We start from the raw sequence: 12,549 nt of genomic DNA, 5'->3' as shown, positions 1-12,549 counted from the left end.
CTTCGCCTATAGCTGGAGAGGCTGCGGCGGCTGTACAGTGACAGAGAAGGAGTTAGAGCAGCCATGGCTGAATATGTTGTCCGTAATCCATTAATCGAGCAGCGGGCAGATCCCTGGATCTACCGCCATACCGATGGCTACTATTATTTCACGGCTTCCGTACCGGAGTATGACCGTATCGAGCTGCGGCGTTCGCGGACTATTGCCGGACTGTCCGAAGCCGAAGGGAAGACCGTCTGGTTCAAGCACGATGCCGGCGATATGAGCGCCAACATCTGGGCACCGGAAATTCATTATATTGAAGGCAAATGGTACATTTATTTTGCAGCTGCCCACACTTCCGAAACCCGGGACGGCCTGTTCGACCACCGGATGTTTGTGCTTGAGAGCGATGCCGAAAATCCGCTGGAGGGGGAATGGGTGGAGAAGGGGCTGGTGAAGACGGCGTGGGAATCGTTTGCGCTGGATGCGACCACCTTCGAACACAAGGGGATCCAATATTATGTATGGGCGCAGAAGGACCCAGCAATCCCGGGCAACTCGAACCTGTATATCTCAGAGATGGAGAACCCGTGGACGCTGCGCGGCAAGCAGGTCTGCATCAGCACCCCGGAATATGACTGGGAGAAGATCGGTTTTCTGGTGAACGAAGGCGCGGCCATTCTGAAGCGTAACGGACGTATTTTCCTGTCTTATTCAGCGAGTGCAACGGACTTCAACTACTGTATGGGCCTGCTGACAGCCGGGGAAGACAGTGATCTGCTCGATCCGCGCTCATGGCACAAGTCACCTTCACCGGTCTTCGTAACTTCCGAGGAGAACGGGCAATTCGGCCCGGGACATAACAGCTTCACCGTCTCTGAGGATGGCGGGCTGGATCTGCTGGTCTATCATGCACGGAGCTACAAGGATATCGTAGGCGATCCGCTGTATGACCCGAACCGTCATACACGCGTGCAGGTGATTCATTGGAGGGAAGATGGAACCCCGGATTTTGGTGTGCCGAGACCGGACACCCGTATGGAATCGTTGGCATAAAGTTGGCTTTAGATTGGAGAGACCGCCCTGTAAGGGGTGGTCTTTTTGGTTATTGATCGTGGATCGACGGGGAGGGTAGAATGAAAAGAGGATAAATTAATGAAGAAACTTCCTTTATTTGTGGTTACAGGTGCCAGCGGAACCGGGAAAACGACGGTTAGTTCATTGCTCCGCAAGTTACTGCCCGATTTTGACGTATTTAATATGGACAGTATTAATAATATCGATTGGCAAATTGCTAAAGAGAATTGGCTGCGCATAGCCTATAGTATTTCCTTAAGCGGTCGTGGAACGATTTTGTGCGGAACCATGGTGCCGGAAAATATTAAAACAGCCGAATATCGAGATAGGTTTGATAAAATACTTTATATCAATCTGCATTGTAATGATCAGACACGTGAACAAAGACTGCGAGCAAGAGGATGGGAAGAAAACTTAATTGCAGAGTATAAGAGCTTTGCAGACTGGCTGCTCATGAATTCGGAGCAAGCGTTTGATCCGCCAATGACAACCTTAGATACGACCATGTTATCGCCAGAAAAAGCAGCAGAATACATAAAAGACTGGGTACGAAGTCATTGGTAAACGTATAGCCTGGTACTCAAAGAACAACTAAACTATGAACGAAGGAGAGCAATGACAAATGGGCAGGAAGAGAAAAACTTTACCGAAAAATTTTGAGGAACTAATTACTGCGGGTGATGTAACAGCATTAAAAGACGTGTTTACCCGATGCGAACTGGATGCTCGTGGAGGGCATAGTAAATCAACAGCCTTGAGCTTTTACCAGGTACCGGATGAATTGGTCCGCTGGCTAGTGGAAAAAGGTGCTGATATCCATGCCAGAAATAATTACGGAGAAACACCGTTACATAATCATGCCCGAAGTTGGTGTGGAAATCCGGAGCTGCTGCTTAATTTGGGTGCGGATCTAGAGGCCATGAATAATCGGAAGGAGACCCCATTATTTGCTGCCGCAGGTTCATTTCATCCCAAAGCGGTTCATATCCTGGTAACTAGAGGCGCGAATATCAACGCCAAAAATATAGCGGGAAAGACACCATTAGAAAAAGCTTTGTCCTTGTGCAGTAACGTTAATATTGTTAATATGGCGGAAATTGCTGGTATTTTGCTAGCTGCTGGAACAGCTGTAACACCGGAAATGAAAGATTCGGTTAAACGAATCGGAACTGACTTTGAATTTCACAGAGAAGCATTCAATGAAGAATATTTGCAACAAACCGATGAGGCTCTATTACGTCTATATGAGCTGTTTGATGTTACTCCTATAGGGAAGCGAATGACGCATGACGGCACTTCCTCCATAACCATATCAACAAAGGGATGGCAGGCGCAGCATGGAGAGCTCTGGAGTCTACTGGTCCCTTCAAAAGGTCATGCAAAAACGGTACAGGGTGAGGTCATCCGTATTACGGGTAAAATTTCATGCGAAATTTTAGGTAATGGGGGTACCAACTGGGACCTTCAATATCGTAAAATGCTTAATCGGTTGATTGATTACTTTGGTTTGGGTACACCCTTGAGTTCTACTTTACTTCAGGAGGCAGCAGCATTAGCCAAAGAACTTCATAGCGGAAAAGGTGAGGATGAGCCTGCAAGACTATGCGAACTGGCGGTGCAGTGGGTACTCAGCAATCCGCATCCGATAGCTCTGGAACAGCCTGATTATAAGCGGTAAATAGTTCAACATATAGGCAAAAATACATCCCCTTTCCCTAAGCGCTATCCAGCTAAGAAGAGGGGATGCTATTCGTGCTTATATTCATAGTTGCACTGCAGTCAAAAGGTTGGACGGAAACCGGGAAAGAGAGAATATGATGGCAGGAATCCATAGAGGAGCATAGAATCAGATAACCTAAATCCGTTTTAATCAAGAAACAAGGAGCTGGGCATATGACTATTAGAAACAGGACATTGTCTTTAGAACAATGCGAGGCACTGCTTGGAACTTTGAAAGCCCGTTTTGATAAAAATATGAATCGCCACGAAGGTATGGATTGGGCAAACGTACAAGCGAAGCTGGAGTCGAATTCGGATAAGCTGTGGTCGCTTAATGAAATGGAGGAGACGGGCGGAGAACCGGATGTTATCGGTTATGATGAGAAGACGGATGAATATATCTTTTGCGACTGCTCCGTGGAAAGTCCAAAGGGCCGGAGAAGTGTTTGTTACGATCTGGAGGCGCTGGAATCGAGAAAGAATAATAAGCCGGAAAACAATGCTGCTGGTATGGCAGCAGCCATGGGGATTGAACTTTTGACAGAGGAGCAGTATCGGGAACTGCAGAAGCTCGGGAGTTTTGATCTGAAGACATCGAGCTGGGTACAGACACCGGCTGCGATTCGCAAGCTTGGCGGGGCCATTTTCTGTGATCGTCGCTATGATACGGTCTTTGTGTACCACAATGGAGCAGAATCCTATTATGGAGCCCGAGGTTTTCGTGGCACTTTACGGGTGTGAGTGAGCCGCATAAATCCACAACTTCGCTAAAGACAAATATCATTGGACGGTTATGAATAGTGGCTGCGTGAAAGGAGTTTGATCAAATGATCGAGAGAATAGACCATCTGGTATTTACAGTTAGAGACTTGAACAAGACAATTCATTTTTACACCAATGTCTTAGGGATGGAACTCGTTACTTTTGGTGAGGACAGAAAAGCTCTTGTCTTTGGACACCAAAAAATTAACCTTCATGAATATGGTAATGAATTCGAGCCCAAAGCCAATAAGCCCTTGCCGGGTTCAGAAGATCTTTGTTTTATAACGAGTATATCTATTGCGGAAATTGTGGAGCATTTAGACACACAAGGTATTGAGATTGAAGAAGGACCGGTTCAGCGCACAGGTGCTATGGCTCCGATTACATCTGTTTATATCCGGGACCCGGATGGGAATCTGATTGAGCTGTCGAGCTATTCTTGAAGTATACATTGAGATTCCAAGCACTTCCGAATAGCCAGTTTGAATAGTAGACTTGAACCAATGATACATCCCTTTCGTGCATAAGACAGCAGGACATCGGATCTGATGAGCCTAATGTCTTATTGAATGAAAGGTTTTTTTATATTTACTGAAATCGGCTGTTTTTTGACCTGTAAATTTTTAAGATGTTCTTGTCACAAACAGCCGTCTTTTTCAGTTATACATGTCAGAAGGGAGGCTGCGTATGAGCTGCATAACTGATGATGAAGAATTAATATCCGTCCTGGAACAAGTTCGCCAAGGGGACGTTCAATCGTATACTCATGTGATCCGTCGTTATCAGAAGCGGATTTATCTGTATTGTTACTATCTGCTGCAAAGCCGTGAAGAAGCTGAAGATGCGGCTCAGGATATTTTTATCAAAGCACTTGAGAATATCCAGCGTTATTCTTATTATTCGTCTTTCTCAGCCTGGCTGTACAGAATAGCACGCAATCACTGCACGGACTTAATTAAGCAAAAGAAAAAAAGTTTCCAGTTCCTGAACCAATACAAAAAGGTAAACGAAGACAGACACAATCCTGGATATACGGAGATCATTCATGATCTGCTGGATAATCTGAACGCTGAAGAGAAACAGATTCTCCTGCTGCGTTCCCTTGAAGACTACAATTATGACGAGATCGCTTCAATTATGGATCTCAAGCCGGTCACGGTGAGAAAGCGTTATGAGCGTATACGTAAGAAGCTGATCCAATACAAGAAAAAGGAAGGAGCCAAGCTATATGAACAGCAGACGCTTGGAGGATGACGGAATGTCACATCTGGAGCAAATGATCCGTGACACGCCTGTTGAAGTCGATCTGGTTGAGAAGACCTTTCACCGTTACATCGTGAACTTGGGCACGAACAAGAACAAAGCCCCGAAGCGTCGTCCTATCACATATAAAATTCTGGTAACCGCGGCGTCTGCAGCAGTCATTATAGCTCTTGTCATGGGGACCGGCTTTGTCTCACCGGCTATGGCTCAAGCGATGAAGCAAATTCCGGGTATGGCTGCCGTCTTTCAAATTGCGGGAGATCTCGGGCTTAAGACGGCAGATGAAAAAGCCCTTCTGATCCAGACATCCAATCATAAGATTACCCACAGCGGCATAACCCTCAAGGTTCCTGTCGTGGTGTATGACGGTACACGTGTATCTGTTGGTTTAGAAAGCGAAACCGAGAGTGCTAATACGGGACAAAATATTAACGATCTGATCCGTGACATTCAGTTGTCAATTAACGGTAAGCCGATCAGTGTCTTCGCCCCGGCGAATACGGACAACTTCATAGACCCTTACATGGTGCCAAGCAAGGATAGCAGCCACACGATTATCCAATTCTCGGATCGTTCTAACCAGGGAGGGCCAAAGTTTCCGGATCGCTTTGATCTTGGATTGAAGATCACCTTGGACGGGATCCGGGAGCCTTTTGCCATCGAAGTGCCTGTCACCAAAACAGGGAAGAATGTAGTGATTAATGCCGATATCCACAAAAAGTTCAACCGTATCCAATTAGAGCTGGAAAAAGTAGAGTTTACACCTATTACTACTGTCATCACTACCCGCATTCAGGTACCGGAGAGCAGCCAATCCCGTATGCCGGATTTGAATTATGATATCCTGGACGAACACGGAAATTCATTGCAGCTGGTGAGCGGGAACGGGTGGAATCCAACGAATGGACATACGCTGATTGCGGACACCCGATTTGAGCCGGTCACTGCTATTCCGAAATCAATCACCATTAAAGTGTTCAAATATATGACTAAAGCCGATGACCCCAGCCAGTTTGAACTTGATGCGGATGGATATCCGAAAAAGGAGTACATCCCTGAACTGGAGATGAAGGTGCCAGTCCATTGATAGGGGGTTAAAAGTGAAGAAGGTGCCGATGGTGTGCCGTTTCTTCACTTTTCTATTCCTGTCTATCTTGTAACTCTGAACGTATACACACCCAGCAGGGCGCCATTGGATTTAAAGGCTTTCACTTGTGCTGTTCCTGGGTTGATCATGGTTGCTTTGTTACCTGTTAGCTGAACCACATTCTCTCCATAGAGGATAATCCAGGCATCACCGGACATAAGATAGGAACTTCCCACAGTAAGAGGAATCGTTGTATCATACAGTTGGATAGGGGATTTGCTGTTCTGCTGTTCGATAATAGGAGCAGCTCCCGCAGTACCTGCCAGTGATAGGGTTAGTGCGGATATAGATAATACCGTCAACATTTTGCGCATATAGATCTCCTCCTGGATATTGGTTTATTTTCACAGACATGTATTTATTCGTAATTACCTGCGAATTCCCTTCCTAGTGGGTATGCTGAGTTGCATATTTATTTGTATGTAGATGTTCTTAAATGCTGTTATTTATAATAGGATAGTCTGCAGTTCAATACATAGTAGACGGGGGTTTCGGAATATGATTCATTTGTGTGAAGATCAACAGATCAGCACGATTCAAGAGATCATTAATGACGCAGCCACAGCTTATCAAAGCATCATTCCGGATGACCGATATCACGAGCCTTATATGACCCTTGAGGAATTACAGCAGGAGCTGGGTGCGGGTGTGGTTTTTTGGGGTTATACCGGTACCCACGGGAGACTGATTGGTGTGATGGGAATTCAGGACAAAGGTGAGGTTTCTCTAATCAGACATGCCTATGTACGAACCAGTCAGAGACAAGCCGGAATAGGGAGTCAGCTGTTAAGGCGTATCCTGAGAGGAACAGACAAACCGGTATTAATCGGCACATGGGCCTCAGCCAGTTGGGCGATTCGATTTTATGAGAAAAATGGTTTTCAGCTCGCTCCGGAACAGGAGAAGGAAATATTGCTGCGTAAATACTGGAACATACCAGAGAGGCAGATTGAGACCTCAGTAGTGCTGGTTCAAGCTGATATTAACGGTAATCCGAATGGATGTTAACACGAAGAAGAAGCTGGAGAACGATGAGCAGATCATGGAGCGGCTGGATTTAATTCTTCAGGAGCTTAGAAGAACAAGAGATTAGAGATACAAGTTAACCATCGTAGTTTACTTACAACAGATCCTACGAGGAATCTTGTGAGTTCTGTCAGGGAGAGCTTCATTATTTTACGCATATGGAGAAGGGGGATGTGATCAAGCAGTGTCTGACCTGCGGTCAACTCTATGATGGAGCAGATGGGAGCAGGATAGAACGAATCGAACATGGCAAGCTTCGCCCATCCTTGAAAAGCGAACTCTATAGAGAAAAAACTATCCTCTGAATGTACGTGCCGGTGTGCTGTACCCAATTAAACAAAGAGTCAGGTTACGTAACCTGACTCTTTGTGATATGCAGCCTCATAGGTTCAGGCCTGATACAGATAAAAAACGTAATCCGTTGGAACACCTTGATGGCCTAATTGATGGAGCATGGCCGTGAGATTGCCCCGATGGTAGGTCCCGTGATTTACCACATGCTGTACAACCGCTGACAGCGTTGAATTAAAGGTTCCGTAGTGAGGGTGTGCTAAGGGAATAATTAGTGCAGGATTACTCTGATTCAGGAAAGTCCTGTACTGATCTACTGTCTCGTCAAATCGTGTTCTCATTCCTGTCAGAGTTTCTGTTCCGGTTTCTTCAATTAACCGGTTCCGTGCAGCTCTCGCCTCTTCAAAAGGACGTTCACACATCACGCTGAGCCACAGCACATCACTCGCTAACATATGAGACAACAGCTGGTGAATTGAGGGAAACACACTAGTAAGATTTTGATTCCAAATGTCTTCAGGAAGTATATGCAGGTGTGAGAAAACAATCTTATTAGCCCAGGCATGATACTCATACAGCGGAATCGTTTCTTCGGACAATATGAATCCCTCCATGGTATTACATATCTTCTGCTAAATAATGCAACGTCAAAAGCTTATTTCCTTGGAGAGATTAAAGCCATCCGGCTTTTTCTGTTATAAACGAATAAATCCTCTCCAGCTAAGCCCTGGAAGTGCTATAATTTGGGAATCTATAGATGGAAGGAAAAGGAGTGCTGCTATTCATGAAAATCGCTTATTTAATTATTGATATGCAATCCGTATATCTGCAGGAGGACCCCCTAGAACAAAAGGTCATCAATAGAGCATGCATGTACATTAACTACGTTGCAGATTTGATGCGTTCCAAAGGACAGCTGGTTGTTCATATCCAGGATATTGAAGGCAGGGACGAGTCCAACCATGCTTTGTATGAAGTCGTTCCAGAGATTGACGTCCGCGAAACGGACCTGAAGCTGACCAAAGAGAATTCCAATGCATTCTGGCAGACGGATCTGGAGCAAATTTTGCGAGATCATGGGGTAGAGCTAGTCGTAATTGCCGGGTTTGCAGCTGAGCACTGTGTGCTGTTTACCTACAATGGAGCTAACGAAAGAGGTTTCAAACCAGTCCTGCTGCAGAACGGTATTCTTAGTACGCACAGCGATATTATTACTTCAACCTACAGAGACCGGAATCTGATCTCGCATCCGGTTATTCAATTTATGTTAAATCAATAGGAACCAGTTTCTACACATCCTAGCGGTTGGAAGAAGGAATCAGAATGAGTAAAACTTTATTTGAGCGGGTCAACGAAGTCTATAACGAGGAAACATTCGTTCAATTTATTCAGGCGCTGGGTCATGATTCCACAGTAGACATGAATTCGTGGGAGAATACAACGATCACATCTTTTCTGGAAGCGGCAGCGGAATGGGGAGCGGCTTCTGTAGACGGGCTGCATGCTTATGATAAGCCGGATAATCCATGGCGGCGGTGTGCTCAGATTTTGTATATGGGCAAAATGTATGAATAATCCGGTTACCAGGTCTATGGCTAGTCCCAAGTAAAGAAGGAGAAGAACCTGTGGAAGTGAGGGAAACGTGTGAGTGTGGTTTTTAAAAAATTCACCTTTTGAGCTGTTCTGTTCTCCGTCATGGTCTGCCTTATTAATCTTACGGGGAATGATGACAAAAATATTTTGTTATTCCTCATAAATCCCTTGAATTTATTGCTTAATGGTTGGCTCACAGATCTCTATGCCCAGCCAGGTACGCCTGTTTACGCCTATACCATTACTTACTTGCTTCACCTGGTATTTTGGATCTTTGTTGGCTTGTTCTTAGACAAGATAGCTAGAATAGTGCGTAAAAGCCGAGGTCAATGAAGAGAACAGTTTTTTTGGAAAATGGGGTGGTTACGTGAGTACGACTTTGTATCTGGTGAGGCATGCATTGAAGGAAAAAGCGGTCGGAGACGTTCCGATCACTAAAGAAGGAATTCTGCAGGCCGAGGCAACAGCACGCTATTTTGGTCAACTGCATGCGCCCATTACGGCTATCACAGCGAGTCCGCTGCGACGGGCGCAGGAAACAGCAGGATATATTGCCGTAGAGACACACGCTGCAGTTGAGACGGACAGCCGTCTGAGGGAGAGAGCCAATTGGGGGGATCTACCCGGACAATCATTTGAAGAGTTTATAGCCATGTGGGAACGCTGTACCCGGGAACCTGCCTATCTGCCACCAGTCGGGGATTCAGCTAAACTGGCTGGTCAGCGGATGGCTTCGGTGTGTGTTGAAATGGCGCTGAAGCATCCCCCGGACAGTCATATTGTTTTGGTTACACATGGCGGAATTATTACGGATTTTCTGGTCCATACGCTTGCTGAGCAGGACCTGAACAGGTGGCATCCTGAATTTATCCGGCTGCAGAGTGGGTTAATTCCCGAATGCTCCATCACCAGGCTGAACTATGCGGAGGGAGAATTTGAGATGGCTTCTTTTGCGATGATTGAGCATTTATGAGTTTACGTGAGGGGAAGTGAAGCCAAATGGAGTATCAACCTGGGATTTACGGCTGGTTTCCGCTGACACAAACGGGCTTTGATGTGCTCAGTATTTTGTTCGTTGCTGTGCTTCTTGTTGGTATCGTGGTTATGGCAATCCGATTCAACAGACTGGATGGCAGAAAAATGATGTTCTTCGGCGGAGAACTTATTCTGCTGGGCTTTTTCTTTAGCTCCTTTTCGAGTTTCCAATTACAATTCCCGAGTTTAAGCTTAGTCACCGTTCTGATCGGTGTAGTCGTTAGTATGGCGGGGCTGTTCAAAAGAGGTTAATTGTCGAAGTACACGGTCATGTTATATACGGACAAGGATCTACATATCTAATCGTTTTTTTGTGCATAAATGGCCTGACTCGGTGGATACTACCTTCAGTGAATAATGAAGGAGTGGATACCATGAAATGGAGAAGCAGGATCGTGGTCGGAACCTTGGCAGCTTATGCTGTCCTGATGGTGGGCTGCGCTAACCATAATGTGAATACGGCGACACGGGCCAGTGAATCCCATTCCATGCAAGCACAGAACTGGGGAGATCCGAAGCAGCTGGAGGCCTCTCACTTGGATGCACTGAAACGTCTGGAGAAGGATCACGTTCAGCGGATCGCCGCATTGAATACAAGCACGGATTCGAGTAAAGTGCTCGGATACCTGGACCAATCGGACCGCAAGCTGGGGGAAATGAAGCAAATGGCAGATATTTTGCAGCAGCAGGGGTACCCGGCTCTGGCAAAGCGAATGGCCAATATGTCCAAAGATATTCATGGTTCAAAAAGCATTATCATGGAGATGAAAAAGCAGCCAGGAATGCTGCGTATTCAATCGGCTCCCTCGCTGCAGGCGGGCCAGATTCATAATTTTCACGACTATCACCGGTATCTTCAGCAGGAGTACCATAATAAACAGTAAGTAAAATTCCTTCACAGAGGGACCAGAAGCCGTCCGAGATTCGGGCGGTTTTTGGCGTTTTAACGGTATATTGGATGTTGTGAACAGGTAGGCTACAATACAGGTAGGCTACATTAAAGTAACGAAGTTTCTCTGATCGTGGATAACTTTAAGAAGAGATAGATGAAGTTGAATGGAGTGGAGGCTGCGTGTTGAAGATCAGCATCGCCCAGGACAGTGAAATTTCTATTGTTGCACAGATCATCCGTGATGCATTCCGGGAGTATGATGGAAAACTAGATCCGCCTTCCGGAGCGCTCAGTGAAACTGAAGATGGAATTCGGGCCAAACTGGACGGACGCGGTTATGCCGTACTGGTAAGGAATGAAGAGGTTCCTGTTGGAACGGCGCTCTTTTACAAGGAATCGGAAACGGTGATGTATATCGGCCGCGTATCTGTCCTGCCCTCCTGCCGAGGACAGGGGGTAGGCCGGAAGATGATGCATTATATTGAAGATTTGGCTGTGCGAGAAGGCTGCCTAAAAGTGCGTGTTGGGGCAAGGCTTTCCCTCCCGGATAACATTGAGATGTATTCCAAGATGGGTTATGACATTGTAGAGAAGCGGGATTACCCGGAGCAAACGGACAGCTGGTATGTTATGGTCAAGGAGTTATCAGAATTTAACAGAAGGGAGGATGGGTAGGGTTGAAACTCTTAAAAGAAATCCATGACTATGATGCTGAGGCTGGTTTGAAGACTAAGGATAAAGGTACCGAGGAACGGCTGTATACTTTAAGAAAGGCGTCGAGGGCCGTCCTGCTGAACGACAGGAATGAAATCGCCCTGCTGTATGTATCCGCGAAAGGTTATCACAAATTGCCGGGAGGCGGTCTGGAGGGCGAAGAAGATGCGCGGGATGCACTAACCAGGGAACTGCTGGAGGAGGCAGGGGTCAAGGCAGTGATTGAACATGAGCTGGGGTTCATTATCGAGGTAAGAGAATGCCATGAGCTTATTCAGTTTTCTTATGGTTATATCGCCCGCGTGGACGGAGATTCAGTGGGACCTTCCTTTACCGAACAAGAGCAGTCGCATGGCTTTGTTCTGAAATGGGTTCCGATCCATGAGATTGCCGCACTGTTAGAGAAGGACAATCCAGAGGATGAGGTTGGCAGGTTTATCCGTGTCAGGGATATGACCTTCGTGAAGGAATTCTTGAATGGCTATAGGGTGAAGGGGTGAGAGGCATTTATATATGCATAGCAGCTGGACTGGGGTTTGTTTTTTTGTTATAGAGTTTGAACGTGAAATGGATGAGCAGTATAGAATAATTCGGATCAAGAGCAAAATCAGAGGAGAAGAAGAGGTGATAGGGATGGTCGGGATGTTAACAAATTTTCTTATTTTGTCTAACGAGCAAGGGGGGCTTTAAGATGAGAATAGTGGTCACAGGTAGGGCGGTTATTCGTGATTCATACGGCCGGGTGCTTCTGCAGCGAAGGGCGAACTATGGAGATTGGGGATTCCAGGAGGAGTCATGGAGCCGGGAGAATCGGTCGAAGAGACTATGATCCGTGAAGTATACGAAGAGACCGGGTTGACGGTCTACGAGTATAAGCTGTATGCCATATACAGTGGTGAAGCAATGAAATATACATATCCGGATGGGAATGAAGTTGTGTTTGTGATGTTTGTTTTTGAAGCGAAGGTTGATGGAGTTGTCAACAAAAGTGCAGTTTGAAAACACCCCTCATACAGAAATCCCGTGATTAAGCTGCTTGTGACAGCAT

19 protein-coding genes are annotated in these 12,549 nt (G+C 46.1%); 17 read left to right on the top strand and 2 right to left on the bottom strand.

Annotation, left to right across the window (positions count from 1 at the left end; all coding sequences use genetic code 11):
* Positions 1 to 63 precede the first annotated feature (63 nt).
* The 7 genes from Q5741_RS14865 to Q5741_RS14835 all read left to right on the top strand — a co-directional run bounded on the left by Q5741_RS14865 (position 64) and on the right by Q5741_RS14835 (position 5,890).
* Positions 64 to 1,038: a glycoside hydrolase family 43 protein gene (locus Q5741_RS14865; RefSeq protein ID WP_305024895.1), complete on the top strand. Its 975-nt coding sequence runs from the start codon at positions 64 to 66 to the stop codon at positions 1,036 to 1,038.
* Between the two features lie 99 nt (positions 1,039 to 1,137).
* Positions 1,138 to 1,623, top strand: a complete 486-nt coding sequence (locus Q5741_RS14860) for an AAA family ATPase (protein ID WP_305024894.1) — start codon at positions 1,138 to 1,140, stop codon at positions 1,621 to 1,623.
* Positions 1,624 to 1,681: 58 nt separating this feature from the next.
* Positions 1,682 to 2,737, top strand: coding sequence for an ankyrin repeat domain-containing protein (locus Q5741_RS14855; protein ID WP_305024893.1), 1,056 nt, complete (start codon positions 1,682 to 1,684; stop codon positions 2,735 to 2,737).
* A gap of 215 nt (positions 2,738 to 2,952) precedes the next feature.
* A complete protein-coding gene (locus Q5741_RS14850) occupies positions 2,953 to 3,519 on the top strand; it encodes a DUF4256 domain-containing protein (protein WP_305024892.1) in 567 nt (188 codons plus the stop codon).
* A gap of 86 nt (positions 3,520 to 3,605) precedes the next feature.
* Complete coding sequence (locus Q5741_RS14845; RefSeq protein WP_305024891.1) at positions 3,606 to 3,983, top strand: VOC family protein; 378 nt, start codon at positions 3,606 to 3,608, stop codon at positions 3,981 to 3,983.
* Positions 3,984 to 4,227: 244 nt separating this feature from the next.
* On the top strand, positions 4,228 to 4,794 hold the full coding sequence (locus Q5741_RS14840) for an RNA polymerase sigma factor (RefSeq protein WP_305024890.1): 567 nt from the start codon (positions 4,228 to 4,230) through the stop codon (positions 4,792 to 4,794).
* Positions 4,769 to 5,890 (top strand): DUF4179 domain-containing protein, encoded by a 1,122-nt coding sequence (locus tag Q5741_RS14835; protein WP_305024889.1) that lies wholly within the window; start codon positions 4,769 to 4,771, stop codon positions 5,888 to 5,890. Before Q5741_RS14840 ends, Q5741_RS14835 begins: the two co-directional genes overlap by 26 nt.
* A 62-nt stretch (positions 5,891 to 5,952) precedes the next feature.
* Here Q5741_RS14835 and Q5741_RS14830 read toward each other — a convergent pair whose 3' ends face one another.
* Positions 5,953 to 6,264: a hypothetical protein gene (locus tag Q5741_RS14830; RefSeq protein ID WP_305024888.1), complete on the bottom strand. Its 312-nt coding sequence runs from the start codon at positions 6,262 to 6,264 to the stop codon at positions 5,953 to 5,955.
* 184 nt (positions 6,265 to 6,448) lie between these two features.
* Here Q5741_RS14830 and Q5741_RS14825 point away from each other — a divergent pair, with 184 nt between their 5' ends.
* Positions 6,449 to 6,958 (top strand): GNAT family N-acetyltransferase, encoded by a 510-nt coding sequence (locus Q5741_RS14825; RefSeq protein ID WP_305024887.1) that lies wholly within the window; start codon positions 6,449 to 6,451, stop codon positions 6,956 to 6,958.
* Positions 6,959 to 7,365: 407 nt separating this feature from the next.
* Here the strand turns inward: Q5741_RS14825 and Q5741_RS14820 are convergent, their stop codons facing one another.
* On the bottom strand, positions 7,366 to 7,866 hold the full coding sequence (locus Q5741_RS14820) for a DinB family protein (protein WP_305024886.1): 501 nt from the start codon (positions 7,864 to 7,866) through the stop codon (positions 7,366 to 7,368).
* Between the two features lie 185 nt (positions 7,867 to 8,051).
* On the opposite strand from Q5741_RS14820, the gene Q5741_RS14815 reads away from it, so the two are divergent.
* The 9 genes from Q5741_RS14815 to Q5741_RS14775 all read left to right on the top strand — a co-directional run bounded on the left by Q5741_RS14815 (position 8,052) and on the right by Q5741_RS14775 (position 12,500).
* The gene (locus Q5741_RS14815) at positions 8,052 to 8,546 is read left to right on the top strand and encodes a cysteine hydrolase family protein (RefSeq protein WP_305024885.1); all 495 of its coding nucleotides are present in this window, start codon (positions 8,052 to 8,054) and stop codon (positions 8,544 to 8,546) included.
* Positions 8,547 to 8,590: 44 nt separating this feature from the next.
* Positions 8,591 to 8,842, top strand: a complete 252-nt coding sequence (locus Q5741_RS14810; RefSeq protein WP_305024884.1) for a DUF7660 family protein — start codon at positions 8,591 to 8,593, stop codon at positions 8,840 to 8,842.
* Between the two features lie 385 nt (positions 8,843 to 9,227).
* Positions 9,228 to 9,833, top strand: coding sequence for a histidine phosphatase family protein (locus tag Q5741_RS14805; RefSeq protein ID WP_305024883.1), 606 nt, complete (start codon positions 9,228 to 9,230; stop codon positions 9,831 to 9,833).
* A 26-nt stretch (positions 9,834 to 9,859) separates the two neighbouring features.
* Positions 9,860 to 10,147 carry a hypothetical protein gene (locus tag Q5741_RS14800; protein WP_305024882.1) on the top strand — a complete coding sequence of 96 codons (288 nt, stop codon included), beginning with the start codon at positions 9,860 to 9,862 and terminating at the stop codon, positions 10,145 to 10,147.
* A 122-nt stretch (positions 10,148 to 10,269) separates the two neighbouring features.
* Positions 10,270 to 10,779: a hypothetical protein gene (locus tag Q5741_RS14795; protein WP_305024881.1), complete on the top strand. Its 510-nt coding sequence runs from the start codon at positions 10,270 to 10,272 to the stop codon at positions 10,777 to 10,779.
* Between the two features lie 191 nt (positions 10,780 to 10,970).
* Entirely contained in the window at positions 10,971 to 11,462 is a 492-nt protein-coding gene (locus tag Q5741_RS14790; protein ID WP_305024880.1) for a GNAT family N-acetyltransferase, read from the top strand.
* Positions 11,463 to 11,464: 2 nt separating this feature from the next.
* Positions 11,465 to 12,001 (top strand): NUDIX hydrolase, encoded by a 537-nt coding sequence (locus Q5741_RS14785; protein ID WP_305024879.1) that lies wholly within the window; start codon positions 11,465 to 11,467, stop codon positions 11,999 to 12,001.
* A gap of 191 nt (positions 12,002 to 12,192) precedes the next feature.
* A complete protein-coding gene (locus tag Q5741_RS14780; protein ID WP_305024878.1) occupies positions 12,193 to 12,330 on the top strand; it encodes an NUDIX hydrolase in 138 nt (45 codons plus the stop codon).
* Positions 12,297 to 12,500: an NUDIX domain-containing protein gene (locus tag Q5741_RS14775; RefSeq protein ID WP_305024877.1), complete on the top strand. Its 204-nt coding sequence runs from the start codon at positions 12,297 to 12,299 to the stop codon at positions 12,498 to 12,500. Before Q5741_RS14780 ends, Q5741_RS14775 begins: the two co-directional genes overlap by 34 nt.
* Positions 12,501 to 12,549 lie beyond the last annotated feature (49 nt).

Source organism: Paenibacillus lacisoli (assembly GCF_030580655.1).
GTDB lineage: Bacteria > Bacillota > Bacilli > Paenibacillales > Paenibacillaceae > Paenibacillus > Paenibacillus lacisoli.
The sequence above is the reverse complement of the archived record's forward strand: the minus strand, read 5'-3'. Positions and strand labels throughout refer to the sequence as shown.

Excerpts from the sequence above, each read along its gene's own strand:
- Q5741_RS14795 (WP_305024881.1), top strand. The coding sequence starts at position 10,270 with ATGAAATGGAGAAGCAGGATCGTGGTCGGAACCTTGGCAGCTTATGCT.
- Q5741_RS14835 (WP_305024889.1), top strand. The coding sequence starts at position 4,769 with ATGAACAGCAGACGCTTGGAGGATGACGGAATGTCACATCTGGAGCAA.
- Q5741_RS14845 (WP_305024891.1), top strand. The coding sequence starts at position 3,606 with ATGATCGAGAGAATAGACCATCTGGTATTTACAGTTAGAGACTTGAAC.
- Q5741_RS14840 (WP_305024890.1), top strand. The coding sequence starts at position 4,228 with ATGAGCTGCATAACTGATGATGAAGAATTAATATCCGTCCTGGAACAA.
- Q5741_RS14780 (WP_305024878.1), top strand. The coding sequence starts at position 12,193 with ATGAGAATAGTGGTCACAGGTAGGGCGGTTATTCGTGATTCATACGGC.
- Q5741_RS14810 (WP_305024884.1), top strand. The coding sequence starts at position 8,591 with ATGAGTAAAACTTTATTTGAGCGGGTCAACGAAGTCTATAACGAGGAA.
- Q5741_RS14775 (WP_305024877.1), top strand. The coding sequence starts at position 12,297 with ATGGAGCCGGGAGAATCGGTCGAAGAGACTATGATCCGTGAAGTATAC.
- Q5741_RS14860 (WP_305024894.1), top strand. The coding sequence starts at position 1,138 with ATGAAGAAACTTCCTTTATTTGTGGTTACAGGTGCCAGCGGAACCGGG.
- Q5741_RS14815 (WP_305024885.1), top strand. The coding sequence starts at position 8,052 with ATGAAAATCGCTTATTTAATTATTGATATGCAATCCGTATATCTGCAG.
- Q5741_RS14800 (WP_305024882.1), top strand. The coding sequence starts at position 9,860 with ATGGAGTATCAACCTGGGATTTACGGCTGGTTTCCGCTGACACAAACG.
- Q5741_RS14830 (WP_305024888.1), bottom strand. The coding sequence starts at position 6,264 with ATGCGCAAAATGTTGACGGTATTATCTATATCCGCACTAACCCTATCA.
- Q5741_RS14855 (WP_305024893.1), top strand. The coding sequence starts at position 1,682 with ATGGGCAGGAAGAGAAAAACTTTACCGAAAAATTTTGAGGAACTAATT.
- Q5741_RS14865 (WP_305024895.1), top strand. The coding sequence starts at position 64 with ATGGCTGAATATGTTGTCCGTAATCCATTAATCGAGCAGCGGGCAGAT.
- Q5741_RS14825 (WP_305024887.1), top strand. The coding sequence starts at position 6,449 with ATGATTCATTTGTGTGAAGATCAACAGATCAGCACGATTCAAGAGATC.
- Q5741_RS14850 (WP_305024892.1), top strand. The coding sequence starts at position 2,953 with ATGACTATTAGAAACAGGACATTGTCTTTAGAACAATGCGAGGCACTG.